The organism is Allobosea eneae, from assembly GCF_042657265.1.
GTDB classification, from domain to species: domain Bacteria; phylum Pseudomonadota; class Alphaproteobacteria; order Rhizobiales; family Beijerinckiaceae; genus Allobosea; species Allobosea eneae.
Map to the genome: position 1 here is coordinate 49,813 of NZ_JBHSLW010000052.1, position 22,808 is coordinate 72,620.

The 22,808-nt window shown below is 67.4% G+C and carries 18 protein-coding genes, 1 tRNA gene and 1 pseudogene; 11 read left to right on the top strand and 9 right to left on the bottom strand.

The genetic code is table 11. The annotated features are described in order from the left end of the window. The first annotated feature begins 14 nt into the window (after positions 1–14). Positions 15–611, top strand: a complete 597-nt coding sequence (locus ACFPOB_RS24885) for an exopolysaccharide biosynthesis protein (protein ID WP_377801031.1) — start codon at positions 15–17, stop codon at positions 609–611. A gap of 9 nt (positions 612–620) precedes the next feature. Here the strand turns inward: ACFPOB_RS24885 and ACFPOB_RS24890 are convergent, their stop codons facing one another. Then, positions 621–2,762, bottom strand: a complete 2,142-nt coding sequence (locus ACFPOB_RS24890) for a putative bifunctional diguanylate cyclase/phosphodiesterase (protein ID WP_377801032.1) — start codon at positions 2,760–2,762, stop codon at positions 621–623. Positions 2,763–2,943: 181 nt separating this feature from the next. Further along, a complete protein-coding gene (locus tag ACFPOB_RS24895) occupies positions 2,944–3,693 on the bottom strand; it encodes a proteasome-type protease (protein WP_377801033.1) in 750 nt (249 codons plus the stop codon). A 336-nt stretch (positions 3,694–4,029) separates the two neighbouring features. On the opposite strand from ACFPOB_RS24895, the gene ACFPOB_RS24900 reads away from it, so the two are divergent. From ACFPOB_RS24900 to ACFPOB_RS24920, 5 genes are all read left to right on the top strand, one after another. After that, entirely contained in the window at positions 4,030–6,249 is a 2,220-nt protein-coding gene (locus ACFPOB_RS24900) for a tetratricopeptide repeat protein (RefSeq protein WP_377801034.1), read from the top strand. A 65-nt stretch (positions 6,250–6,314) separates the two neighbouring features. Then, a complete protein-coding gene (locus ACFPOB_RS24905; protein WP_377801035.1) occupies positions 6,315–7,685 on the top strand; it encodes a methyl-accepting chemotaxis protein in 1,371 nt (456 codons plus the stop codon). A 205-nt stretch (positions 7,686–7,890) separates the two neighbouring features. After that, positions 7,891–9,168 (top strand): solute carrier family 23 protein, encoded by a 1,278-nt coding sequence (locus ACFPOB_RS24910; RefSeq protein WP_377801036.1) that lies wholly within the window; start codon positions 7,891–7,893, stop codon positions 9,166–9,168. 192 nt (positions 9,169–9,360) lie between these two features. Then, positions 9,361–9,436, top strand: a tRNA-Lys gene (locus tag ACFPOB_RS24915). A 203-nt stretch (positions 9,437–9,639) separates the two neighbouring features. Beyond that, complete coding sequence (locus ACFPOB_RS24920) at positions 9,640–10,566, top strand: lipid kinase (RefSeq protein WP_377801037.1); 927 nt, start codon at positions 9,640–9,642, stop codon at positions 10,564–10,566. 46 nt (positions 10,567–10,612) lie between these two features. Here the strand turns inward: ACFPOB_RS24920 and ACFPOB_RS24925 are convergent, their stop codons facing one another. Then, a complete protein-coding gene (locus ACFPOB_RS24925; protein WP_175506967.1) occupies positions 10,613–11,119 on the bottom strand; it encodes a cupin domain-containing protein in 507 nt (168 codons plus the stop codon). Between the two features lie 87 nt (positions 11,120–11,206). Between ACFPOB_RS24925 and ACFPOB_RS24930 the strand changes: the two are divergent. Together ACFPOB_RS24930 and ACFPOB_RS24935 are read left to right on the top strand one after the other, a co-directional pair. Next, positions 11,207–11,621: pseudogene (locus ACFPOB_RS24930) on the top strand (MarR family transcriptional regulator); the annotation flags it as partial. A 239-nt stretch (positions 11,622–11,860) separates the two neighbouring features. Further along, on the top strand, positions 11,861–14,254 hold the full coding sequence (locus tag ACFPOB_RS24935; RefSeq protein WP_377801039.1) for a DNA translocase FtsK: 2,394 nt from the start codon (positions 11,861–11,863) through the stop codon (positions 14,252–14,254). Between the two features lie 22 nt (positions 14,255–14,276). On the opposite strand, the gene ACFPOB_RS24940 is transcribed toward ACFPOB_RS24935, so the two are convergent. Further along, positions 14,277–14,585: a hypothetical protein gene (locus tag ACFPOB_RS24940; RefSeq protein WP_377801040.1), complete on the bottom strand. Its 309-nt coding sequence runs from the start codon at positions 14,583–14,585 to the stop codon at positions 14,277–14,279. Between the two features lie 110 nt (positions 14,586–14,695). On the opposite strand from ACFPOB_RS24940, the gene ACFPOB_RS24945 reads away from it, so the two are divergent. Continuing rightward, positions 14,696–14,947: a hypothetical protein gene (locus tag ACFPOB_RS24945; protein ID WP_377801041.1), complete on the top strand. Its 252-nt coding sequence runs from the start codon at positions 14,696–14,698 to the stop codon at positions 14,945–14,947. A 6-nt stretch (positions 14,948–14,953) separates the two neighbouring features. Here the strand turns inward: ACFPOB_RS24945 and ACFPOB_RS24950 are convergent, their stop codons facing one another. The 4 genes from ACFPOB_RS24950 to ACFPOB_RS24965 all read right to left on the bottom strand — a co-directional run bounded on the left by ACFPOB_RS24950 (position 14,954) and on the right by ACFPOB_RS24965 (position 19,990). After that, positions 14,954–16,345 (bottom strand): M20 family metallopeptidase, encoded by a 1,392-nt coding sequence (locus ACFPOB_RS24950; RefSeq protein ID WP_377801042.1) that lies wholly within the window; start codon positions 16,343–16,345, stop codon positions 14,954–14,956. A gap of 165 nt (positions 16,346–16,510) precedes the next feature. Next, a complete protein-coding gene (locus tag ACFPOB_RS24955) occupies positions 16,511–17,407 on the bottom strand; it encodes an ABC transporter permease (protein WP_377801043.1) in 897 nt (298 codons plus the stop codon). A 1-nt stretch (position 17,408) separates the two neighbouring features. After that, entirely contained in the window at positions 17,409–18,326 is a 918-nt protein-coding gene (locus tag ACFPOB_RS24960) for an ABC transporter permease (protein ID WP_377801044.1), read from the bottom strand. Positions 18,327–18,463: 137 nt separating this feature from the next. After that, the gene (locus ACFPOB_RS24965) at positions 18,464–19,990 is read right to left on the bottom strand and encodes an ABC transporter substrate-binding protein (protein ID WP_377801045.1); all 1,527 of its coding nucleotides are present in this window, start codon (positions 19,988–19,990) and stop codon (positions 18,464–18,466) included. Positions 19,991–20,143: 153 nt separating this feature from the next. Here ACFPOB_RS24965 and ACFPOB_RS24970 point away from each other — a divergent pair, with 153 nt between their 5' ends. Both ACFPOB_RS24970 and ACFPOB_RS24975 read left to right on the top strand, forming a co-directional pair. After that, the gene (locus ACFPOB_RS24970; protein WP_377801046.1) at positions 20,144–21,100 is read left to right on the top strand and encodes a LysR family transcriptional regulator; all 957 of its coding nucleotides are present in this window, start codon (positions 20,144–20,146) and stop codon (positions 21,098–21,100) included. Then, a complete protein-coding gene (locus tag ACFPOB_RS24975; protein WP_377801047.1) occupies positions 21,097–22,542 on the top strand; it encodes an SNF2-related protein in 1,446 nt (481 codons plus the stop codon). The genes ACFPOB_RS24970 and ACFPOB_RS24975 overlap by 4 nt, the downstream gene beginning before the upstream one ends. Positions 22,543–22,552: 10 nt before the next feature. Here ACFPOB_RS24975 and ACFPOB_RS24980 read toward each other — a convergent pair whose 3' ends face one another. Beyond that, the gene (locus ACFPOB_RS24980) at positions 22,553–22,735 is read right to left on the bottom strand and encodes a hypothetical protein (RefSeq protein ID WP_377801048.1); all 183 of its coding nucleotides are present in this window, start codon (positions 22,733–22,735) and stop codon (positions 22,553–22,555) included. Between the last annotated feature and the right edge of the window lie 73 nt (positions 22,736–22,808).

Consider the following 22,808-nt stretch of genomic DNA (forward strand, 5'->3'; position numbering starts at 1 on the left):
CTTGGCGAGCCTGCTTGTCCTCCCCCTTGCGCACCTCCGGACTGCTGATCGCGCTCGCTCATCTGCCGGGCCCGCGTGTCGCCGTCCGTGACATCGTCGCCGCGCTGCGCGACCGGGCCTACGCGCTGCTGGTCGTGCTGCTCGGCCTGCCGAACTGTCTGCCGATGCCGCCGCCGATCCCGCTGGTCTGCGGCCTGGTTCTCGCCTTCGTCGCGGCGCAGATGCTGATGGCACGCACCACGCCCTGGCTGCCACAGCGGCTGCTCGACAGGAGCATCGCCCAAGCGGATCTCGCGCGCGCCGTCCAGCGCGCCTTGCCGCCGCTGATCCGGCTCGAACGCTTCTCGAGGCCGCGACTGACCATGCTCGGCGGCCCCTTCGCCTTGCCGGTGCTTGGCGCGGTGCTGCTGTTCCTGGCGCTCGGGTTGATCGTGGCGGCGCCGTTTATCGGCCAGATCCCACTCGGACTCGCCGTCTGCCTAGTCGGGCTCGGCCTGGTCGAGCGTGACGGCTTGCTGATCATCGCCGGGGCCGTGGTCGGCGCCGCCGGTCTCGCTCTGTCGGCGGGCTTCGCCTATGCGCTGGTGAGCTGGCTGGCGAGCTTCTTCTAAGCCTCTCGCTCAGGCTGCGAGCGCCTGTTCGAACGGCCGTTCCAGGGTCAGCAGCCGGTCGATCTCCTCCGGCGGCACGCCCTTGGAGAACAGAAAGCCCTGCAGTTCGTGGCAGCCGATCGCCTGCAGGAAACGGTGCTGCTCGGCAGTCTCGACGCCCTCGGCGCAGACCCGCAGGCCGAGCGCCCGGCCGAGATGCACGACCGAATGGACGAGGATCGCCGACTCCCCGGTCGCCTCCATGTATTCGAGGAAGGAACGGTCGATCTTGATCTTGTCGAAGGCGAAGCGGCGCAGATAGATCAGGCTCGAATAGCCGGTGCCGAAATCGTCGAGCGCCAGGCTGACGCCATGGGCGCGCAGATCCATCATCGCCGCTTCGGCGGCATCGGCATCCTCGACGACGACGCCCTCGGTCAATTCGAGCTCGAGCCGCTCGGCATCGAAGCCGGTCTCCTCGAGGACACGGATCACGCTGGCGACGAAATCCTTGTGGCGGAACTGGATCGGCGAGACGTTGACCGCGAGCTTGATGCCCGGCCATTGCCTTGCCTGCTCGCAGGCGCGGCGCAGCACCCATTCGCTGAGCGGCACGATCAGGCCGCGCTCCTCGGCGATGCTGATGAATTCGGAGGGCGGGATCATCCCGTGTTCAGGATGCGGCCAGCGCACCAGGGCCTCGACGCCGACAATGCTGGCGCCGTCGATCGAGACCTGCGGCTGGAAGTGGAGCAACAGCTGATCGCTGGCGATGGCGTTGCGCAGGTCTTCCTCGACCATGCGCTTCATCTGCAACGCCCGGTTCATCTGCGGCTCGAAGAAGGAATAGCGGTTCCGGCCTTCGTTCTTGGCCTGGTAGAGGGCGGTGTCGGCCAGGCGCAGCAGCGTGCTGCGGTCGGCGCCGTCCTGCGGCGCATGGGCGATGCCGATCGAGCAGCCGATGGTGACGGCGACGCCGCCGATCTCGAAGGGCGCGGTCAGCGCGTCGAGGATGCGCTGACCGAGTGCGGCGCTGGCGTTCGGCGCCGTCATATGCGTCTGGATGATGCCGAACTCGTCGCCGCCGAGGCGGGCGACGGTGTCGCCGAGGCGCAGGATCGTGGTGAGGCGGCTGGCGACCTGGCGGATCAGCTCGTCGCCGGCATTGTGGCCATAGGTGTCGTTCACCGCCTTGAAGCGGTCCAGATCGAGCAGCAGCACGGCGAGCGCGCTCTTGGTCCGGCCGAGCTGCGCAAGCTCCTGATCGAGCCGGAGGTCGAAGGTCCGGCGGTTGGGTAGGCCGGAGAGCTCGTCCTGGGCTGCGAGCCGGTGGATCTGCCGCTCTCGCGAGGCGATCTGCTGCGCGGCGCTGCGCAAGCGATGGTAGACGTAGGCGAACAAGGCGATGAACAGCGCGATGACCGCGCCGAGCGCTCCAGCAAACTGGCTGATCATGGCATCGCCCGGGCGTTCCGGCGTCCAGCTCAGCCAGGCATTGACCGAGCCGTCGGGCGAGGGAACATCGCGGCGGCGCAACGGGTCGGCCGGCCGCTCGGTCACGATTTCCAGGCGCGGCACGCGATAGCGTTGACCGAGCTCGTCGAGCTGGGACTGGACCAGTTTGCGATAGCCGACGATGAAGGCGGCGGTCTCGGCACCACCTTCCTGCTGACCGGCCTGTTCGGGCCGGCGCAGATCGGCTGAGATGATGCCAAAGGTGTCGGAGCCATGATAGACGAGAACGGCCCTGACCGGTCCGTTCTCGATACCCGGCATCGCGCCCCGGGCGCCGCCGCCGGGCAAGTCCGGCCTGAGCCGGACCAGGGCGTCGTAGTTGGTCTGTGCGGCGGTCTGGCGCTGTTCGACCCCGGCGAGGACACGGCCCGATGCCGTGACCAGATAGGTCCCGTCGAAGTCGAGGAAGCGATTGGCCAGCTGGGCGAAGGCCCATTGCAGCGTCGCGCTCGGCAGAACGCTGTTGAGGATAGGGGTCAGTACGCCGGCCGCCTGAAGGTTCTCGAAGCGCAGGCGGCGCAGATGGACCTGGGTCGTGAGCGCCGCCTCGACGCGGTCGCGCTGCCGCTCCGCCTCGATCAGATTCGCATCCCGGACCATGGCGATCATCACGCCGAGGATCGCCGCGAGCACGAGCGCGAAGGCGATCGCCAACATCGGCAGGGTCCGAGTCAGCGTGCGTGCCGAGGATTCACTATTCGCGATCTTGACGAGTAACGGCAAAGGCCCTGACCTGTGGCGCGCAGACAGCCGACCTTCACAGCGGAATCTTGCCATCCGGTTTCCGGAGAAGCCGAGAAATCACGGAAGTTGCATTTCTTTTTGCCTGCACTAGCCCCTATTCGCCGGTCGGCTCATAGGGCGGGCGGGGAATGGCCATATGGGCGGCGCGCAGTGCTGCCGACCAGCGCTCGCGCAGATCGTGAAAATAGGGCTCGCCGGCCTCGATGCGGCGATTGAGTTCGGGAGCCGCGGCATCACGTCGCAGCACGATCATGTCGATCGGCAGGCCGACCCCGAGATTGGAGCGCATCGTCGAATCCATCGAGATCAGCCCGACCTTGAGCGCGTCGTAGAGATGGGTCTTGAAGGTGACGGCGCGGTCGAGGATCGGCTTGCCGTATTTGTGCTCGCCGATCTGCAGGAACGGCGCGTCCATGCCGCATTCGATGAAGTTGCCGGCCGAATAGACCATGAACAGCCGCATCGGCTGGCCTTGGATCTGGCCGCCGAACAGGAACGACATGTCGTATTTGATGCCGGCCTCGCGCAGGGCCTCGCCATCGCTCTCGCGCACGCTGCGGACGGCGCGGCCGACGAGCTGGGCGGCGCGGAACATCGAGGGGGCGTTCTGCAGCGTCTCCGGTTCTCCGGTTTCCGGATTGGGGATGCCCTCGTGCAGCAGGCTGACGACCGATTGGGTGACGGAGAGGTTGCCGGCGGTGGCGAGCGCCATCGTCCGCTCGCCCGGCCAGGAGAAGACGTGCAGCTTGCGGAAGGTCGAGATGTCGTCGAGCCCGGCATTGGTTCGGGTGTCGGCAATCATCACGAGCCCGTCCTGCACGAGGATGCCGGCGCAATAGGTCAAGATCGAACTCCACGACGCGCCGGGACGGCGTGCAAGGCTGGTATCAGGCGCTCATGACGGGGACAATCCGCGAAGATGCCATTTGGGACCCGAAGGCGGGATCGGTTGCTCCGATCGCACCCGCTCGAGATCCTATCCTCTGTCGTTCCGGCGCTCCGCTTCGCTTCAGCTGGAATGGCGGTGTGAAGGGATGGAAGGCGTTCGCCCGTGCCGCTGTCACCGGCGCGGCACAGCGGCTGCTTTTTCGCTTTGCCGGCGCGGCGCCCTCTGGACCTTTGGCGCCCTTTGCCGATCATCATCATGATCGGCCTGGGAGCTAAGGGTGAGAGTCCGTCGATGAAGTTGCTGCGCCTGATGTCGCTCGGCGCGTTTGCCATGGCGGGCATTCAGTCAGCCGCGGCTTATGCGCCGGCCTCGGTTCCGGAGTGGGCCGAGCGAGCCCAGGACCGCGTGCGCATCTGCATGGGCGCCATCGAGGCCGAGCGTGCCGAGCGGCGGGCTGCCTGCGACGAGAGCCTGAGCAGCGAATTCAACCGAGCCTTCCGCGCCGATCTGCTCGCCAGCCGTGGCTGGCTGTCCGAAGCTGAGAACGCCCTGAAGGATGCGCTGCGCGATTTCGATGCGGCCCTCAAAGCGGTGCCGAATCACCTGGCGGCCTTACGTGGCCGAGCCCATGCCTTGTCCGAGCTGGGCCGGCATGTCGAAGCCGCAGCGCTGATCGAACGGGCGATGGCGGTCGGCGGGCGCGCAACCTTGCTGGCAGATCGCGCTCTGCTGCGTGAGCGCGCCGGCGATCTTGCCGGGGCCCGGACCGATCTCGATGGCGCCATTGCGCTCGATCCCTCGAATAGCTGGGCGCGCGGGACGCGGGGGCGCTTCCGGCAGGACGACAACGAGCACGAGGCCGCTCTGGCCGATTTCGAAGCCGCGTTGGCGCTCGAGCCGCAGGTCACCTCCTATCATTACCGCCGCGGTCTGTCGCTTGCCGTGCTGGGGCGGTCGCGAGAGGCGATCGCCACTTTCGACGGCGCGCTCCGTCTGGAGCCGACCGTGGTGCAGGTCTGGCTGGAGCGCGGGCGGGCGTTCGAGGCCCTCGGCCACGAGGGGCCGGCGCTCGCAAGCTATGAGCGGGCCTTGCGTCTCGATGCCCGGCACGAAGCTGCGCTGTCGCGACGCGCCTTCCTGCTGCAGCGGATCGGCCGCACCGAGGAGGCGATTGCGGCCTATGATCGTTTGCTCGCGGTTCAGCCGCGCGCTGCCTTCGGCCTGAACAACCGGGCCGGCCTGCTTGCCGGGCTCGGCAAGCGAGAAGAGGCGCTGCGCGATCTCGACCGGGCCATCGCGCTCGTTCCAGGCGACGGCAATGCGCTGCGCAATCGAGCGCAGCTGCTGCTCACGCTTAGCCGCAACGACAAGGCGCTGCGCGATCTCGACCAAGCCGGTCCCGGGCACGACGCCGGAGCCTGGCATGGCATGCGCGGCGATGCGTTGCTGGCGCTCGGCCGGCCGGAGCCGGCGCTGGAAGCCTATCGCGCCGCGCTGGCGCTGAAGCCGCAGGACCGCGCCACGCTATTCGGCTTCGGGCTGGCGCAGGAGATCCGCGGCGATCGCAGCGCGGCTGCCGCTGCCTATGGAGCGCTGCTTGCGGTCGATCCGGAGCACGAGGGAGCGCGCGAACGCCGCGAGGAGCTGCTGCCGGCGCTCGGCCGCTCGATCGAGGTCTGGCCGGCGCGCCTCGCCGGGCTGTGGCGCGATGCGGGTGGCGCCTATGAGCGGGAGCGCGAGGCACTTCGGGGAATCTATCGGATGCTGCGGCCGCAGCATCCGCAGCCGGCCCTGGCCCTGCCGACCCCGCCGAATCCACTCGCGGCGCTCGATGCGGCGCTGGCGCTCGACGCCTTCGACGTGCCGCGTCTGATCCGCCGGGCCCAGTTCAGCATCGGCCAGCCGCAGCGGGAGGCGCAGGCGCGCGCCGATCTCGCCGTCGCTCTGCTGCTCGAGCCGAAGAATCCGGCGGCGCTTGTGCAGCGCGCCCGGCTGAGCTTCCGCGACGGTGCCTTCGCCGCCGCGCAGGCCGATGCGGAAACGGCGCTGCTTAGCGAGCCGCTCTCGATCGAGGCGCTGTTCCAGCGGGCGAGGGCGTTGACGGCGCGCGGCCAGCTCAGCGCCGCTCTCAAGGCCTATGACGACGTCGTCGCGGTCGCGCCCGCCAACGCCGCGGCCCTGCTCAACCGGGCGCTGCTGCTGCAGCATGCCCGCGAATACGAGCGGGCGCTGGCCGATCTCGACGCCGCGGTCGCGGCCAACCGGGCCGATCCGGATGGCTGGGTGGCGCGCGCCGCCTTGCGGACGGCGCTCGGGCAGACCGATGCGGCGATCGCCGATTTCGACCGGGCACTGTCGCTCGACGCCCGTCTCGGCCAGGCCTGGTATGGCCGCGCCTTGGCGCATCAGCGCCGCGGCGACGCGGCCGAGGCGGCGGCCGATTTCGCCAGGGCGCAGGCGCTCGATGCGAAGGCCGGGGAGCGCTACCGCGCCATCGGCATGGCTCCCTGAAGAGCGATTTGGCCCTTCCTTAACCATTTTGCGGGCAGCGTGGGCATTGGAAACGAGCCCGCACAATGGCCGACCAGACGCAAAGAGAGTCCCCGTTCGCGCCCGCCGCGCCAAATTCGCGTCTCGCCATCTTCGGCGTCGACGATGCGACGCTCCGGCTCGCCAGGGAGCTCGCTCCGACGCTGGACGCTGCGATCGACGCAGCGGTGGCGCTGCATTTCGAGCGGCTCGATGCGCATCCGACCATGGGAGCAGCTTCGCGGGCGCACGGGCCGAACCTGCGCAGCGAGATGGCGCAGCACGCCCGCTCCCTGTTCGCGGCAACGTTCGACGACGCCTATGCGGCGTCGCTGCGGCGGGCCGTGCAGGCCGAGACCGCCTCGCCCTTCGGCCCGCGCACGCATGCGGTTCTGGCGATGACGGCGATGCGCTCGCTGTTTCCCGAAATCGCCAGGCGGCACCGCTTCTCCCCGCGGCAGACGGCGCGCGATTGCGTCAAGCTGGCGGAGTTCCTGATCGTCGATCTCGTCAACGCGCTCGGCGACATTCATGCGATGCGGGCCGAGCAGACGACGCGCTATGTCACGGACATCGCCGCGCTCGCCGACGATTTCCGCCAGCAGGTCGAGCAGGTCTCGAGCGAGACGGAGGAGGCCGCGGCGACGCTCAGCCGGGTCGCCGCCAGTTCGGCGACGGCGTCGCGCCGGGCGGGCGAAACCACTGAGGCCAGCCGGCAAAGCTGGAACAAGGTGCGCGAGCGCGCTGCCCAGACGGTCGATTCGATCGGGCAGCTGCGCCAATCGATCGGCGAGATCGACCGGCGGACACAGGAGAGCGCCGAGATCGCGGCCGAGACGGTCACGGTGGCGGGAGAGGCACGAGGGACGATCGAGAGTCTGGCCGCGCTCGTCTCCGAGGTCGGCTCGGTCGTAGGCCTGATCTCGGAGATCGCGGCGCAAACCAATCTGCTCGCACTCAATGCCACCATCGAGGCGGCGCGGGCCGGCGAGGCCGGGCGTGGCTTTGCCGTGGTGGCGAGCGAGGTGAAATCACTGTCCGCCCAGACCAGCGGGGCGACGGAGGCGATCGGCAGCCGGATCGAGGCGATTCGCCAGGCGACCGCGCGTTGCGTCGATGCGATGGCGCGGATCGACCAGTCGGTCTCCGGCATGGCAGGGAACATGTCGGCGGTCGCCGGTGCGGTGACGGAGCAATTTTCGGTCAGCGAAGGCATCGCCCGGGATGCGCAGGCGACCACGGACGAGATCGAGGCGGCGCTGACCCTCGCAGCCGAGGCGCTCAGCGCCATGGAGCGGGTCGGGGCATCGGTCGGCGAGATGAATCAGCGCTCGGCCGCCGTCGGCACTGTCGCTGCTGGCCTGGCTGAGAACCTCAACCGCTTCGTCAAATCGGTTTCCGACCGTCTCACCGCCTGAATCGCCGTTTTACGGTGGACGACGCTCGTCGTTCGCTTGGCGCAGGCCCGATTCTTGCCACTATTAAATCAGAGCCGGATCCGATCAGGCTGTTTCAGCCTGGTCGGTGAATCCGTCTCCAATGTAGGACCGAGACCGTTCTGCCGCTCGGCAGGGCGAGCGGACGGGCTCGGTGCGCGCATGCGCGTTGGCTGGGAGCGGCGAGATGGCTGGCTATTTTCCGAACTGGACGCTGAAGACCTCCGGCGACGTGATGCCGGACGAACGCCTGCCGACCGGGCAGACGATCATCGCCGGCCTGCAGCACGTCGTCGCCATGTTCGGCGCGACCGTGCTGGCGCCGATCCTGATGGGCTTCGACCCCAACGTCGCGATCTTCTTCTCCGGCATCGCGACGCTGCTGTTCTTCGTCATCACCGGCGGACGGCTACCGAGCTATCTCGGCTCCTCCTTCGCCTTCATCGGCGTCGTCATCGCCGCGACCGGCTATGCCGGCACCGGCCCCAACGCCAATTTGCCGGTCGCGCTCGGCGGCATCATCGCCTGCGGCGCGGTCTATGCCCTGATCGGCCTGATCGTGCAGGGTGTCGGCACGCGCTGGATCGAGACCCTGCTGCCGCCGGTCGTGACCGGCGCCGTCGTCGCCGCGATCGGCCTCAACCTGACCGCGGTCGCGATGAACATGATCTCGGCCAGCGCCTACACCAAATGGATCGCGCTGTTCACGGTCGTCGCCGTGGCGCTGATCGCCGTCTATGGCCGCGGCCTGGTCCAGCGCCTGCCGGTGCTGATCGGCGGGCTTGCCGCCTATATCCTCTACGCCGCGACAGCGACGAGCTTCGGCGCGCCGCCGGTCGATTTCGGCAAGGTCGCGGCGGCCGCCTGGTTCGGCCTGCCGAACTTCGTCGCGCCGGTGTTCGAGGCCAAGGCGATCGCGCTGATCGTGCCGGTCGCGATCATCCTGGTCGCGGAGAATCTCGGGCATATCAAGGGCATCTCGGTGATGACCGGGCGCAATCTCGACGGGCTGATCGGCCGCGGCTTCTTCGCCGACGGCGTCGGCACCATGATCGCCGGCTCGGGCGGCGGCACTGGCGTCACCACCTATGCCGAGAACATGGGCGTGATGGCGGTGACGCGGGTCTATTCGACGCTGGTCTTCGTCGCCGCCGGCGTGATCGCGATCCTGCTCGGCTTCTCCCCGAAGTTCGGCGCGGTGATCGGCACGATCCCGGTCGCTGTGCTGGGCGGTCTTGCCGTCGTCGTCTTCGGCCTGATTGCCGCGACCGCCGGCCGGATCTGGGTCGAGAACAAGGTCGACTTTTCCGAGCCGAAGAATCTGCTGACGGTCGCGACCGCCCTGATTCTCGGCGCCGGCGATCTGAAACTGCCGATCTTCGGCTATGAGCTCGGCGGCATCGGCACGGCGACCTTCGCCGCGATCGCGCTCTACCACCTGCTCAATCGCCGCCAAGCCGCCTGAAACTCGCGAAAATGGCCTGCCGTGCCCGCAGCGGCAGGTCTTTCCTGGCTTTGGCGCGAGGACGGCCGAGCATGTCCGCAACCAGTTTGCATATTTCTGTCGTAAACGGGTGGACAGGGGCGGGGGTGTTTGCTACATCGCCGCCCGTCGGGACGCGGTCCACGCCTCGCCGACGACGTCTTCGTGGCGTATGGGTGATTAGCTCAGTTGGTAGAGCAGCTGACTCTTAATCAGCGGGTCGTAGGTTCGAGCCCTACATCACCCACCACGGAAACTCCTTGAAGTCATCGGGCCTTGCGGCTGGAACGGTTGAGCGCGACCGGGCCGGCAGATCGGGTTCGCCCGTCGCATGGTCGCACACCGTTCCGACCAGCGGAATCGGTTTGGCCTCGGCGGCAGCGGGCTCGGCGGTTGAAATCGGCGCGGCGCTTTCCCAACTGCCTTGCCCATGACCTGCAGATCTGGGGCCCTATGAACCAAGCCACCCGCAAGCGCGCTTTGCTGCTGCGCAACCCCAAGGCGCGCCGCGGCGAGGAATCGCTGGAGCCCGTCCTGCAGCGGCTCGAGGCGGGCGGGCTCGACGTCACCGTCGAGACCTTCGAGGCCCTGCCCGAGATCGCGCGCGACATCGTCCGCCTGCGGCACATCGCCGATCTCGTCATCGTCTGCGGCGGCGACGGCTCGGTCTCGTCGTCGGCGCTCGCCGCGATGGAAAGCGGCCTGCCGCTCGGCATCATCCCGATGGGAACGGCCAACGACCTCGCCCGGACGCTCGACATCCCGATGGACCTGGCCGGCGCCGCCGACGTGATCGCGCGGGGCGAGACCCGCCCGGTCGATGTCGGAACGGTCAACGGCCACGCCTTCTTCAACGTCGCGAGCATCGGGCTGAGCAGCGATCTCGCGCAAAGCCTGGATCCCGGGCTGAAGAAGCGCTTCGGTCGCCTCGGCTATGCCGTGGCGGCGCTCAAGGTCCTGACCCGCGCTTCGCATTTCGGCGCGACGATCAAGGAGAAGGGACGGACGACCGCCGTCGAGACCTACCAGATCGCGGTCGGTAACGGTCGCCACTATGGCGGCGGCAATGTCGTGGAGGAGAGCGCCGAGATCGATGACGGGCATCTCGATCTCTACAGCCTCGAGATGAAGAACCTCTGGAAGCTGGCGCTGATGCTGCGCTCGTTCCGCTCAGGCACGCATGGCGCCTGGCAGGAGGTCCGCACGGCCCGCTGTGTCGAATTCGACATCGAGACGAAGCGGCCGATGCCGGTCAATACCGATGGCGAGATCGTCACCGCGACGCCGGCGCATTTCAAGGTTCACCCGAAGGCGATCACGATCTTCGCGCCGGCTGCGCCCGGGCGAGCCCTGCCGATGCATCCATTCTACCACCGCTGAGCGGGCGTCCTTGCCGCCGGAATCGAGGGGCCTGGTGGCTCTGCTGTCAGGCTGCGAGGCCGCCTGACGATCCCTTGTCGCCGCGTAGCAGGTTGCGCAGCTGATAGGCCAGGGCGATCGGCGCGGGGAAGCGCTTGCGGCAGAAGGCGATCTTGCGGACGTAATTGTCGATCCGCCAGGTCGCCCAGGTCTTGCCGGCGAAATAGGCGATGTCGCCCTGCCGTAGCGTGCGCTGCGAGCCGTCCTGCGCCGTGACATGGACCTCGCCCTCGAGGATCACGACGGTCTCGTCCCAGTCGAAGTACCAGCGGAACTCGCCGGCAGTGCAGTCCCACATCGCGGTGGTGGCGGCATCGTCGCCGGCACGCGAATGCAGGCCGACGCGCGCGAACGGCTCGCCGGAAATGATCCAGGACGGCTCGATCGGGGAGGGTTCCAACGGCAGGTCGTCCATGCCGCGGGCCACCAGCGGCGCCTGCTCGACCGGGGCGGCCAGCGGAAGCTGCCGCAACATCATAGCGGCGGCGCCGGCAAGCATCATCTTCAAGGCCATCAATTCCTCCCTAATATCGCGCGGGATCATAGGGAGGAGCAGTAAAGGCGGGCCTCGGGATTTCCCTAGAATTGTCGGCATCTGCAAGCCAATCTGGCCTATGGCCGCGCCTACAAGCCGATTCTCGACGAGCTCGGGCTGACCTACACTCAGTACATCGCGATCGTCGCGCTCTGGGAGGAAGACAATCAGAGCGTCGGCAGCCTGGGCGAGAAACTGTTCCTGGAGTCGAACACGCTAACTCCCATCCTGAAGAAGCTCGAAGCACCGCTATATCCGCCGCCGGCGCGATCCGGCGGATGAGCGCCAGGTCCGCGTCAGCTTGACGCCGGAAGGGCGCAAGCTGTGCGAGAAGGCGCTGCCGATGAATCTGGTGGCGGCGGCCGGGCTCGGCGAGGATTTTCCGGTGGTGCAGAAGGCGGTGGTCAGGCTGCGCAACGACCTGCTCAAGACGGCGCGCGGGCAGGCGGCGAAGATGGTTGTCGCGAAGGCTGCGGAATAGGAGCTTGGGGCAGGGTGATGATACTGTCGATGCAAGGCGTCGGCGGGCGCAAAGGACGGGTTGAATTCAGGGGCTGTTAACCCTGCGCCGGTACCTCTCGATACCCAGTCGAGTGAGTGTCGGGCCAGCGTTGATCCATGCGTCGAATCCATCGCAATCTCCAAGCGAACAGCGTCTCTCCCGCGGCTCGTATCTCGGACCAACTATCTGATTTTGCTGATATTCCGGCGCCAGCTTCGATGGAGCACCGCACGTCCGAGAGCCAGGCCTTGCCGGGGCTCGTCCGCTACGGGCGCACCCCCGACAAGATCCGCCGGCAGGATGTCGAGCGCGCTGCCGTCGAGGCGGTTGTCCCGCTGCCCGAGCCCGAGCCGGAAACTCCCGTCGATCCCGGCCGCGTCCGCTATTGGCGCACCCCTCAGCGCATGCTGCAGCAGGTCTGGGGCGGCGGATCGCCGGAGGCCCCGGTGCCCGCATTGGCGACACAAGCCGAGGCTGAGATGGCGGGGGAGGGCGAGGATGCGCTGATGGCGCCGGACCTCGATTCGCTGCTGCCGGAGGAGAACCCCGCCGAGGCCGTCACGACGCCCTTCGCTTTCCTGTCCGATGCGGCGTTCTGGGAGTTCATCCCCGATGCCGAGCACGAGGACGACGCCGCGTTCGAGAGCGCGCCACCGATCCTCGCGGCGAGGGCGCCTCTGGAAACGGCTCGGCCCATCGCACCGGTGGCAGCGGCCGAGCAGCTGCATCCGGCGCCTGCCCCGGTTCTGGCGGCTGCGCCGGCGACGATGACGTTCGGCTGGACGCAACCTTATCGTTTCGAGCTGAGCCTGACGCCGCCGGCTCTGCAGGTCATTGCACCCGTTCCCCTGCCGGCCGTAGCGGAATCGACCGCACCGGCACCCGCGCCGAAGGCTCCGGCTCCGCGCCGCAGGATCATGGGCCAGCTCGCTCCCGCTGCCGCCCCGGCCGCTGTACCTGTGCCGAAGGTGGCCGAGGCGGAGGTTGCGCCCGCGACCGCACAGCCGAAGGTATCGGTCGTGCCTGCGGCGCCGAAGCTGCGCGCGGCCCTGCCGGTTTCCAAGCCGATGGCGTCGATGGGCTTCGAATTGCCGCCGATCGAGTTCCTGGCCGAGCCGCCGCAGATCGCGACCGCGATCCCGATCGAGATCATCCAGCAGAATTCCGGCCTGCTCGAGGGGATTCTGGAGGACTTCAACGTTCGCGGCGAGGTGGTGCAGGCCTGCCCCGGCCCGGTCGTCACTCTCTACGAGCTTGAGCCCGCTCCCGGCACGAAGTCCTCCCGCGTGATCTCGCTCGCGGACGACATTGCGCGCTCGATGAGCGCGGTGTCGGCGCGCGTGGCGGTGGTGCAGGGCAAGAACGCGATCGGCATCGAGCTGCCCAACGCCAAGCGCGAGACCGTCTTCCTGCGCGAGCTGCTGGCCTCCCAGGACTTCGAGGGCACCAAGCACAAGCTGGCGCTGTGCCTCGGCAAGACCATCGGCGGCGAGCCGGTGATCGCCGACCTTGCCCGCATGCCGCATCTGCTCGTCGCCGGCACCACCGGCTCGGGCAAGTCGGTGGCGATCAACACCATGATCCTGTCGATCCTCTACCGGCTGAAGCCGGAGGAGTGCCGGCTGATCATGGTCGATCCCAAGATGCTCGAGCTCTCCGTCTATGACGGCATCCCGCATCTGCTCACCCCCGTCGTCACCGACCCGAAGAAGGCGGTGGTCGCGCTGAAATGGGCGGTGCGCGAGATGGAGGAGCGCTACAAGAAGATGTCGAAGCTCGGTGTGCGCAACATCGACGGCTTCAATCTGCGCGTGGCGGAGGCGGCCGCGGCCGGCGAGGTCATCACCCGCACGGTCCAGACCGGCTTCGACAAGCATTCGGGCGAGGCGATCTATGAGGAGGAGGCGATGGACCTGTCGCCTCTGCCCTATATCGTCGTGATCGTCGACGAGATGGCCGACCTGATGATGGTCGCCGGCAAGGAGATCGAGGGCACGATCCAGCGTCTCGCCCAGATGGCCCGTGCCGCCGGCATCCATGTCGTGCTGGCGACGCAGCGGCCCTCGGTCGACGTCATCACCGGCACGATCAAGGCGAACTTCCCGACGCGGATCTCCTTCCAGGTCACCAGCAAGATCGACTCGCGCACCATCCTTGGCGAGATGGGCGCCGAGCAGCTGCTCGGCCAGGGCGACATGCTCTACATGGCCGGCGGCGGGCGGATCACCCGCGTGCACGGCCCGTTCGTCTCGGACGCCGAGGTCGAGAAGGTGGTCGCGCATCTGAAGACGCAGGGGCGGCCGGACTATCTCGACGCGGTCACGGCCGAGGACGAGGCCGGCGGAGCCGAGGACGAGGACGGCGCGGTCTTCGACAAGACCGGCATGGGCCAAGCTGAGAGCGATGACCCCTACGAGCAGGCGGTCGCGGTGGTCCTGCGCGACAAGAAGGCCTCGACCTCCTATATCCAGCGCCGGCTGCAGATCGGCTACAACCGCGCTGCCTCGATCATGGAGCGGATGGAGAACGAGGGCATCGTCGGCCCCGCCAACCACGCCGGAAAACGCGAGATCCTCGTCGAGACAGGTAGAGCCAGGGAAGAAGAGGACTAGCCCGAGGCGCGAGGCTTCCTCGTCAAACCTTCGGCGGCGTTGCCCCACGATCGAAGACGGGCGTCGACTCGGTCTTGCCGGCCGGGTCCTGGCCCGTCGGGATGTCCTCGGCGGCGTGGCGGACAGCCTCTTCCTGCTCGGTCAATCCATCCAGCGTGTCGTTGGCGTCGCTGCCGGCGTCGTGGACATTGCTCTGGTCGCTGGCGCGGCGGCGATCACTGATCGGCGCATCCTGGTCGGGCCGAACCGAAGCATCCTCGGGCCGGACCGGATCGGTCTCGATGCGCTCGTCGAGCAGAGCGGGATTTTCGCGTGGCTTTCCATCCGGCATGGCTTCGCTCCGTTGCTTGGGGCCTGCTGAACCAAGCTGCGAGCCGCGGCATTGTTCCGCGAACCTTCGCGAGGCGCGAGCGTTTAAAGACCAATGCTCAGGAGTGCTTCATGACCACGACCCGTAATGCCGGCGGTGCTCCGACCAGCCCGACGCCGCCACCGGAACTGCCACCGATGAACCCGGGCGAGGTCGCGCCGGCACCGCCGATCGAGAATCCGCCGGACGCCGAGCCGAACGGCATTCCGAACGATCCGCCGCCGGAATTGCCGCCGAATGCGCCGCCCGAAGGCCCTCCGGCATCGCCGATCGACCTGCCTCCGGCCCGCGATCCGCGCGAGCCGCAGGAGCGGGGGCGCTAGCCTAGCTCAGAGCGCCGGGCGGTCGCTCTCGCCGAGATCCCAATAGAGCCCGGCCATCAGGCCGAGCGCCTCGCGCGGGATTGCGACCGGGACATGCTCGTTCGGGGCGTGCTGCGAGCAGCCGGGATAGGAATGCGGCACCCAGATCGTGCGCATGCCGACGATATCCGCGAAGATGTCGTTGGGCAGGCCGCCGCCGAGATTGGGCAGCAAAGCCGGCTTCTTGCCAGTGCTCTTCTGCAGCGAGGCCAGAGCCCATTCGACCCACGGATCATCGGGATCGAGCCGCGTCGCATTGAAGACTGCGTCGCGCGCCTTGGTGACTTCGACCATGCCGAAGCCATGGCGCTTGAGGTGGCGCTGCAGCGCCGGGATGACGTCGTCCGGATCGATGCCGACGACGAAGCGCAGCGCACAGCGGGCCCAGGCGCTCGGCGGCACGGCGTTGACCGGGGTCTCCGGGACGCCCGACTTCATCGCCAGCACGTCGAAGGAGCACCAGCCGAAGACCTGCTCGGCCGGCGACAGGCCGGGCTCGCCCCATTCGGGATCGATGGTCGGGCCATCGGGTCCGCCGTCGATCTCGCAATCGGAGAGAGCCTTGCGCACGGCCGCCGGCAGCTCCTTCGGCACCCATTCATGGATGCGGATCTGCCCCGTGGGCGAGGTGATCGAGGCGATGGCGTGGGCGAGCTGGATCGCCGGGTCGGAAAGGATGCCGCCCCAGTTGCCAGAGTGGTGGCCGCCCTCGCGGGCGTTGATGGTGAGGTCGAAGGTGACGCCGCCGCGGGCGCCCAAAAAGATGGTCGGGCGCTCGGCATTGAGTCGCGGTCCGTCGGAAGCGATCAGCACGTCCGACTTGAACAGCTCCTTCTGCTCGGTGCAGAGCTCGCGAAGGCCGGGCGAGCCGCATTCCTCGCCCATCTCGATCAGATACTTCACGTTGAAGCCGAGCGTGCCGCCGCGCGTCTCCAGCACTGATTTCAGCGCGCTGATGTTGATCAGGTGCTGGCCCTTGTTGTCGACGACACCGCGGCCATACCAGCGGTCGCCGCGCTCGGTCAGCGTCCAGGGCGAGAGCCCTTCGGCCCACTGTGCGTCGAGGCCGCGGATGACGTCGCCATGGCCGTAGCCGAAGATAGTCGGCAGGCCCTCGGCCTCGATACGCTCGGCGAAGAGGAAGGGACCCTTGGCTTTTGGGTGGTTCAACGTCCGGCAGGAGAAGCCGAGGCTCTCCAGCAGCGGCTGCATCTCCTTTTCCAGATACTCGGTGAGCACCGGGGCGCGCTCGGGGTTCTGGCTCTCGGTCGGCATGGCGATGAGCCGCGACAGGTCGCTCTTGAAGCTGCCGGAGTCGAAATAGTCGAGCGCATGGGCGATGGCCTTGGCGCGGGTCATGGAGCGTTCTCCCTCTGGATTTGAATGGCCTAACTCTCAGCCCTCATCCTGAGGAGCGGACGTCGGTCCGCGTCTCGAAGGATGCTCCAGATGGTTCCGGAGCTTCCTGAAACATCCTTCGAGACGCCGCTTTGCGGCTCCTCAGGATGAGGGCTGCGGGGTGCATCAGTTGCGCTTTTCGGGCGAGATCACGTCGCGCAGGCCGTCGCCCGCGAGGTTGATCGCGAAGATCAGCAAAGCGAGCGCGGTGCCGGGCAGGGCGATCAGCCAGAACGAGAAGAACATGTAGGCCTTGGCCTCGGAGACCATCAGGCCCCAGGAGGGCAGCGGCGGCTGCACGCCGAGGCCGAGGAAGGAGAGCGCGGCTTCAAGCAGGATGGCGCTCGCCGCCTCCAGCGTCGCGACCACGATCAGATGCGGGGCGATGTTGGGCAGGACCTCGCGCAGGATGATCCGGGTCGTGCTCGCCCCGGAGGCCTGCGCCGCCGTGATGTAGTCGAGCGAGCGGACCTGCTGCGTCGCGCTGCGCATCACCACGGCGAAGCGGTCCCATTTCAGGAGCCCGAGCACCAGGATGACGATCCAGAGAGAGGAGCCGATGATGGCGACGACGGCGAGCGCCACCAGGATCACCGGCATGGCGAGGCGGGTGGTGACCATGAAGGTCACGGCCATGTCGATGCGGCCGCCGAAATAGCCGGCGAGCAGGCCCATGGTCGTGCCGATCAGCCCGGCGATGGCGACGACGCTGATGCCGATGATCAGCGAGATGCGGGCGCCGTAGAGCAGGCGCGAGAGATAGTCGCGCCCGAGCGGGTCGGTGCCGAGCGGGTGGAGCCAGTTGCCCTTGTCGTACCAGAACGGTGGGACGTTCCGGGCCGTCAGGTTCTGCAGATAGGGATCATGCGGCGCCAGCACAGGAGCGAGCAGCGCCAGCACGATGAAGAGCACCAGCAGGCCGAAGCCGAACAGGAAGGATTTCTGGGCCAGCGCCCGGCGCAGCAGGCGGCGCCCGCCGGTGACATCGCTGGAGGCGAGGGGGAGGGAGGTCGCATCGCTCATGTCAGGATACCCGGATGCGCGGATCGAGCCAGGCATTGGCGACGTCGGCCAGCAGCGTCAGCAGGACGTAGACGACCGAGAGCAGCAGGACGATGACCTGCATGACCGGGAAATCCTTGTAGGTGATGCTCTGATAGGCGAGGTAGCCGAGGCCATCGAGTGCGAAGATCGTCTCGATCACCACCGAGCCACCGAGCAGGAAACCGAGCTGCACCGCCGTCAGCGCCACCACCGGCACCGCCGCGTTGCGCAGCGCGTGGGTGATGACGACGGCATAGGGCGAGAGCCCCTTGGCGCGGGCGGTGCGGATATAGTCGGCCGAGAGCACCTCGATCATGCCGGCGCGGATCAGGCGCATGAAGGCGGGCGCGGTATAATAGCCGAGCGCAATCGTCGGCATGACGTAGTGCAGCCAGGTTCCCGAGCCGGAGACCGGCAGCCAGCGCAGCGTGATCGAGAACAGCATGACCAGGATCAGCGCGAAGAAGAAGTTCGGCATCGCCTGGCCGAAGACGGCGATGGCCAGCGCCAGCCGGTCGATCCAGCTGTTGGAATAGATCGCGGCGAGCACGCCGAGCGGGATCGAGATCGCCAAGGCGAAGGCGAGCGAGGAGAGGCCGAGGATCAGCGTCACCGGCAATTTGGCGAAGACCAGCGTGGCGACGTCGGTCTTGAAATAGATCGAGGTGCCGAAATCGCCGGAGAGCGTCTTGAGCAGCCAGTCGAGATACTGGACGACGAGCGGCCGATCGAGCCCGTAGGTCTTGCGGATCACGTCGAGATCGGCCTGCTGCGCGCCCTCGCCGGCGATCGCGACCGCGATGTCGCCGGACAGGCGCAGCAGGAAGAAGGCGATGGCCGAGACCGCGAGCGCGACGAGCAGCGCCAGGCCGAGCCGTTTGACGATGAAGCCGAGCATGGCTTGCTTCCAATTGTGAAGGTGATGTCCGCGCCGGGTTATGAGCCCGGCGCGTCATGGTCGGCCTTGAGCCGACCATCTCTTTCAGGAGATTCTCGGGTCTGCGCTTCGCTTCGCCCGAGAATGACGCTTGCGCGTCACTTCCAGCCCATCTCCCAGAAGCGGACGAGCTCGTCCGGATAGGCCTTGAAGTTCAGGTCCTTGTTGGCGACGTAGTAGACCGGCAGCGAATAGAGCGGCACGGCATAGGCCTTGTCGGCGATGATCTTCAGGCCGGCCTTGTAGGCCTCCTTGCGCACCGCCGGATCGACCGAGTTGTTGCCCTTCTCCAAGAGGTCGCGGACCTGCGGATCGCGGGTGATGTCCTCGCTGCGGAAGGCGAAGTAGTTCGGCGTCGCCGCCGAGACGTCGTTGACCGAGAACGAGCCCCAGGTCTGGTGCGTCAGCATCGCCTTGCCGGTGGCGATCTGCTCGCGCATCGCGGCGTATTGCAGGAAGCGCAGATTGGTCTTGATGCCGACGGCCTGGAGATAGCCGATCAGCGCCTCGGTCTGGTTGCGCTCGCGATAAGCGACGATGTCCATGGTCAGGCTGGGATGGCCGGCTTCCGCCAGCAGCGCCTTGGCCTTGGCCGGGTCATAGGGATAGCGCGCCGCGCCCTCGTCGGTGCAGCCGAACTGCGAGGGGAAGCAGATCGTGTTGATGACGCGCGAGCCGGTGCCGACGATGTTCTTGACCATCGCCTCGCGGTCGATGGCGTGGATGATCGCCTTGCGCACGCGCTCGTCCTTGAGGGCGGGGGCCGGCGTGCCGTCGAGGATGTTCATCTGCATGAAGACGATGCGCATCGTCTCGCCGGAGACGACCTGCAGCGTCGGGACCGTCTGGAGCTGGTCTGCCTGATCCTTCGGCACGTGCATGATCAGGTCGGCGCCGCCCGAGAGCATCTCGGCCATCTGGGTCTGGCGATCCGGGATGAAACGAATGTCGATCTTGCCGATCTTGGGCTGCGGCTTCGGCGAAGCCTTGAAATAGTCCTTGTTGAGCTCGAGCGTGATCGACTTGCCCGGCACATAGTTCGAGACCTTGTAGGGGCCCGAGCCGACCGGCTTCTCGTTCTGGCCCTTGGGGCCGACCTTCTCGTAATACTCGTTCGGATGGATCACGACCGGGCCGGCGAGATACTCGATCGCGGCCGGGAAGATCTCCTTGGTCGTCAGCCGGACCTTGTACTTGTCGAGCTTCTCAGCCTTGGCGATCCAGTTGACATTGCCCTGGGTGACGACCTTGTTCTCGGGCTTGGAGATGAAGTTCAGCGTATAGACGACGTCGTCGGCGTCGAACTCCTCGCCATTGTGGAACTTCACGCCCTCGCGCAGCTCGAACTCGATGGTCTTGTCGTCGACCTGCTTCCAGCTCTTGGCGAGCTGGCCCCTGTACTCGTTGGTGGCGGGGTCGCGGTAGATCAGCGTGTCCCAGACATTGGCGCCGATGATCACGCCGATGCGGACATTGTTGAAGAACGGATCGACGCTTTCCGGCGCCTGGTCATAGGCGAAGCGGACGGTGCTGGCGGCCTTCTGGGCCAAGGCGGGCGTCGTAAAGGCGGTCGCAGCCAGAATGGTTGCGGCCAGGGCCGTTGAGGCCTTGTCGAAGAAGCGCATGTTGTCCCCTCGCAGCGTTGTCGCTTGTCTCGTTCGGCGGGCAGCCTCGGGCTACCGTCACGCCGACGACACAAACTCTGCACAGCTTCGTGCTTGCCGCCATAAGAATGAATCGAAAGGATCGTTGCCGAGACGGCAAGGGGCAGCTACTGCATGCTCATGCAGACTCCGGCCTTGCGATATTTCCTGGCGGTGGTGCGGACCGGGTCGATCAGCGCGGCGGCACAGCGCCTGCGCGTTGCCGGCTCGGCCGTCAGCCGCCAGATCGCCAATCTCGAAAAGGAACTGGATGCCGCGCTGTTCGAGCGGCGCTCGCACGGCATGATCCTGACCCAGGCCGGCCAGACGCTGGCGGCCTACGCGCAGCGGCTCGAGCTGGAGAGCGAGCAGGTCGTCAGCGAGATCCGCGAGTTGCGCGGTGCCAGCAAGGGCCTGATCCGGCTCGGCGTCACCGAGGGCTTCGCCGTCAGCTTCATTCCGGAGGTGATCTACGCCTTTCGCCAGCAGCACCCGGACGTCGCCTTCGACGTCAAGGTGATGTCGCCGCAGGTCGTCACCGAGCATGTCCGCACCGGGGCGATCGACCTCGGGCTGACCTTCGTGCTGCAGCAGGAGCGCGGCGTCACCATCAACTGGCAATGCGCGGCGCGGACCTATGCCTTCGTCGCGCCGCATCACCCGCTGGCGGGCAAGGAATCGATCAGGATCGAGGACATCTTCGTCCACCCGGTCGCGGTGCTCGACAGCGAGGCGACGGTGCGCAAGATCGTCGACATCTATTTCTCGGCGCGCGGGCTGACCGTCGATGCCGTGCTGACCTCGACCAATGTCGCGAGCCTGCGCCATTTCTGCAAACTCGGCGGCGCCGTGATGTTCGCGAGCTCGATCTCGTTCGGCGCCTCGATCCGCGACGGCTCGGTGGTGGCGCTGCCGTTGAAGGATGGCGACCTGCCGCCGCGCAGCCTGCAGATCCAGAGCATGTCGGGCCGGGCACTGCCCAAGGTGGTGACCAATTTCATGAGTGCGCTGATCGAGGAACTGCAGCAGGCCGATACGCTCGCTACCATGGCGACCGAGCGGGCTGCGGTTCCGGAGGCCCGGCAGGCATGAGCGTTTCGGCGAAAGGCGATGTGCCCGAGATCATGGTGCCGCACCCGCACCAGCTTGTGGCGCGCGACGCGATCCTGGCGGCGCGCGCGGCGGGCAAGCCGGGCTTCCTGCTCGGTGACCTCACGGGCCTCGGCAAGACGCTCTCGGCCTGGCTCGCCATCTCGGCGATGCCGGAGCAGGAAGTGCTGGTGATCTGCCCGAAGGGCGCGATCCCGCAATGGCGGCGTACCATCGCCCATGCCGGGCTGCCGGCGAAAAAGCTCACCTTGATGAATTTCGAGCGGACCAAGTCGCTGCTGGCGCCGCCGCCAGCTTCGAACAAGCGCTCGACGCGGGCGAAGAATAACGAGCTCGCCAAGCACGGCACGCCGAAGCGGGTCTGGCCGCTGGTGGTGATCGACGAGGCCCATCGCATCCGCAACCCGAACTCGCAGCAGGGGCTGGTCTGCCGGCAGATGGCGGCTGCCGCGCAGTTCACGATCTATATGAGCGCTACGGCCGGGCAGGCGCCGCACGAACTGTCCTATCTTGCGCGATTGCTCGCCGAGGCGACGGGCGCGCCCGGCGCCGATCTCGACGGTTTCCGGGCGCTGATGAAGCGGCTGAAGATCGGCAAGGCCAAGGGGCGCTGGAAGAACTGGAGCTGGGAGCCGAACAAGAGCGACCGCAAGGTGATGGCGGACCTGCTCTATCGCGGCCGTAATGCGATCGGCCTGCGCCGCCGGCCGGAGGAGATCGCCGGCTGGCCGGAGGTGCAGCGCGAGCTCGCCCCCGTCGCGCTCGATACGGCAGAACGCAAGCTCTACGACGCGACCTGGCGCGAGTTCCGGCGCGAGCTTGGGTTAGCGGGAGGTTCGACCCGCAAGCCCGCCGGCTGGGCCGCCGATCTGCGCTTCCGCCAGAAGGCCAGCCTGCTGCGCACCGCCGGCACGGCCGAATTCTGCCAGGACCTGCTGGAGAATGACGAGCAGGTGGCGATATCCGTCGCCTTCCTCGAAACCGGGGCGATGCTGGCGGAGAAGCTGTCAGGCAAGGGCTGGCGCGTCGGTTCGATCACCGGCGAGCATTCGGGCGAAGCCAACGAGGCGACGCGGATCGCCTTCCAGACCGGCAAGCTCGACGCCGTCGTCTTCACCGTGACCGAGTCGATCTCGCTGCACCGGGCCGAAATGCCGGGCGGCGAGCGCGAGCGGGCGCTGGTCGTCCATGACCTCCGCCACAGCGCGATCCAGTTGCAGCAGATCGAGGGCCGTTGCCATCGCGACGGCCAGCACGCGACGATCTTCTACGCCTATGCCGAGGACACGGTGGAGGAGAAGGTCGCCGCGACCGTGCTCGCCCGCATGGCGGCGATGGAGGGCCTGGCCGGCGACGAGACGGCGATGCTCGATGATATCGCCGGCGAGGTCGAGCGGGCGGCGCTGGCAAGGGAGACGGCCTAATGCTCGCCGATCAGTTCATCTGCGAGCGCGGCGGCTCGTCCGGCGCACGCTGGCCGACGCGCTTGGCCTCGTCGACGACGCGCTCGCTCGCGCCGACCGCCTTGTACCAGAGGTCGCGCGAATAGGCGCCCTGATGGACGATGGCGTCGTAGCCGATCGCGATGACCACGATCACCAAGAGAATGCGAAACATGGGAAATCCCCCGTCCAGATTGGTTCTGGGGCAGAGAACGCGGCGGCGGCAGGCAGGTTCCGATCCGTCGCGC

Bases quoted from the DNA above. Each gene is read 5' to 3' on its own strand.
- ACFPOB_RS24910 (WP_377801036.1), top strand. From the start codon at position 7,891: ATGGCTGGCTATTTTCCGAACTGGACGCTGAAGACCTCCGGCGACGTG.
- ACFPOB_RS24970 (WP_377801046.1), top strand. From the start codon at position 20,144: ATGCTCATGCAGACTCCGGCCTTGCGATATTTCCTGGCGGTGGTGCGG.
- ACFPOB_RS24900 (WP_377801034.1), top strand. From the start codon at position 4,030: ATGAAGTTGCTGCGCCTGATGTCGCTCGGCGCGTTTGCCATGGCGGGC.
- ACFPOB_RS24960 (WP_377801044.1), bottom strand. From the start codon at position 18,326: ATGCTCGGCTTCATCGTCAAACGGCTCGGCCTGGCGCTGCTCGTCGCG.
- ACFPOB_RS24905 (WP_377801035.1), top strand. From the start codon at position 6,315: ATGGCCGACCAGACGCAAAGAGAGTCCCCGTTCGCGCCCGCCGCGCCA.
- ACFPOB_RS24935 (WP_377801039.1), top strand. From the start codon at position 11,861: ATGGAGCACCGCACGTCCGAGAGCCAGGCCTTGCCGGGGCTCGTCCGC.
- ACFPOB_RS24955 (WP_377801043.1), bottom strand. From the start codon at position 17,407: ATGAGCGATGCGACCTCCCTCCCCCTCGCCTCCAGCGATGTCACCGGC.
- ACFPOB_RS24980 (WP_377801048.1), bottom strand. From the start codon at position 22,735: ATGTTTCGCATTCTCTTGGTGATCGTGGTCATCGCGATCGGCTACGAC.
- ACFPOB_RS24920 (WP_377801037.1), top strand. From the start codon at position 9,640: ATGAACCAAGCCACCCGCAAGCGCGCTTTGCTGCTGCGCAACCCCAAG.
- ACFPOB_RS24965 (WP_377801045.1), bottom strand. From the start codon at position 19,990: ATGCGCTTCTTCGACAAGGCCTCAACGGCCCTGGCCGCAACCATTCTG.
- ACFPOB_RS24890 (WP_377801032.1), bottom strand. From the start codon at position 2,762: ATGTTGGCGATCGCCTTCGCGCTCGTGCTCGCGGCGATCCTCGGCGTG.
- ACFPOB_RS24940 (WP_377801040.1), bottom strand. From the start codon at position 14,585: ATGCCGGATGGAAAGCCACGCGAAAATCCCGCTCTGCTCGACGAGCGC.
- ACFPOB_RS24925 (WP_175506967.1), bottom strand. From the start codon at position 11,119: ATGGCCTTGAAGATGATGCTTGCCGGCGCCGCCGCTATGATGTTGCGG.
- ACFPOB_RS24945 (WP_377801041.1), top strand. From the start codon at position 14,696: ATGACCACGACCCGTAATGCCGGCGGTGCTCCGACCAGCCCGACGCCG.
- ACFPOB_RS24950 (WP_377801042.1), bottom strand. From the start codon at position 16,345: ATGACCCGCGCCAAGGCCATCGCCCATGCGCTCGACTATTTCGACTCC.
- ACFPOB_RS24975 (WP_377801047.1), top strand. From the start codon at position 21,097: ATGAGCGTTTCGGCGAAAGGCGATGTGCCCGAGATCATGGTGCCGCAC.